The sequence below is a fragment of the Isoptericola sp. NPDC057391 genome (genome assembly GCF_042668085.1).
GTDB lineage: Bacteria > Actinomycetota > Actinomycetes > Actinomycetales > Cellulomonadaceae > Isoptericola.
On the sequence record NZ_JBHVBO010000095.1, the window covers coordinates 13,994 to 15,580 of the forward strand.

1 protein-coding gene and 1 pseudogene are annotated in these 1,587 nt (G+C 81.1%); one reads left to right on the forward strand and one right to left on the reverse strand.

Translation table 11 applies throughout. The features are described 5' to 3' along the window. On the reverse strand, positions 1 to 805 hold an 805-nt coding region (locus ACFUVW_RS12820; protein ID WP_430571713.1), incomplete at its 3' end, for a zf-HC2 domain-containing protein. Positions 806 to 955: 150 nt separating this feature from the next. Between ACFUVW_RS12820 and ACFUVW_RS12825 the strand changes: the two are divergent. Beyond that, positions 956 to 1,587, forward strand: a pseudogene (locus ACFUVW_RS12825) (hypothetical protein); the annotation flags it as partial.

The window sequence follows — 1,587 nt, forward strand, 5'->3', positions numbered from 1 at the left end:
ACGACGTCGGGCCGGGAGCGGGCGGAGCCGCGGCGGGCCCGCCGGCCCCGCCGCTCAGCGCGACCGCAACGGCGGCGACCGCGACCCCCGCCACGGTGCCCGCGCCGATCATCCCGGCGGTGCCCAGCTGCTTGCCGAGCTGGACCAGCCGCAGCACGACCGCGCGCACCCAGTCCCCGGCCGCGAGCAGCGCGGCCCCCACCGGCCCGGACCACGCGAGCGCGCCCGCGCCCGTGGTGCCGGCACCGAGCGCGCCGACCACCACGGGGGCGCCCGCGGCGGCGCCGGCGGCCGTGCCCGCGAGCAGCAGCGGGCCGGCGTCGCGCACCGCCCAGCCGGCCTCGCGCACGTCGATGAAGGCACGCATGCAGCCCTGGCAGCCGAAGAGGTGCGCCTCGAGCACGGTGCGGCGCGGCGGCGAGAGCCGGTGGCGCACGTAGGAGTGCAGCGACCGGCGCGTGTCGAGGCAGCCGGGCGGGCACGCGCGGGCGTGGGCGGCGGCGAACGCGGCGCCGAGCCGTTCCTCCGCCTGCCGCAGGCGGCGCAGCACCGCGCGGGCGTGCATGCCCAGCTCGGTCGCGATCGCCGAGAGCTCGCGGCCCACGACGTGCCGGTCCCACAGCAGCCGCTGGTCGTCGTGGGGCAGCGTCGCGAGCACCGTGCGCAGCACCGCCGGGTCGACCGTGCCGGCGGCTCCCGGGGCGTCGTCCCGCCCGTCCGCCGCGGCCGCGGCGCGCATCTTCCGGATGGCGTCGTCGACGGCGCCCCGGCGCGCGGGCGCGTCGCCGTCGTGGATCGCGGTCACGCGACGCCCCCGTCCTGCTGATGCTCGTCGGTGCCCGTCGTCGCGGGCCGTCCAGGGCGCGCGGCACGGGCGCGCCGGGGGCCATGATCGCAGCGGCCTCCGGGGCGAAGGCAAATCCCGAGGCCCGCGGGCGGCGCCGCGCGCTACCCCGTGGGCTCGGTCGGCGACGTCGCCGACGGCGTCGGGCTGGGCGTCTCCTCCGGCTGCTCGGAGGGCTCCGGCGGCGGCTCCTCGGTCTCTCCCGGCGGCGGTTCCTCGGTCTCGGGCGGGGGCGGCGACTCCTCCTCCGCCGGGGCGGTGGCGGTCTGCGAGGGGCGGGGCGTCGGCGACCTCGTCGGCGTCGTGCCGGTCGTCGACGTCGACGCCGGGGTCGGCTCGTCGTCCCGGGCGGGGGGCGCCGTCGACGACGGGTCGGGCGTCTCGGGATCGTCGTCGCTCGTCGTCGGCGAGGGCTCGCCCGACGGCGTCGCCGACGGGTCCTCGGAGGGCGTCGGCCCGGCGCTCGGGCCGTCGTCGTCGCGCGGCACCGACGACGGTGACGCCACGGGCGACGCCGCGCCGCCGGGCACCGATCCCACCGTGGTCGCCTCCGGCGAGGAGCCGGTGTCCGGGGCCGCGGGCGCCGCGTCGCCGCTGCCGAGCGCGATCGCGACGGACGCCACGGCGACGCACGCGACGGTGCCCGCGACGATCAGCCAGCTCTGCCTGCGCACGGGCCGCGGGGCCGGGCCGGGCGCGGTGGCGGCCGGCGCCTCGGAGGCGGTCGCGGCCACGACCGCGGG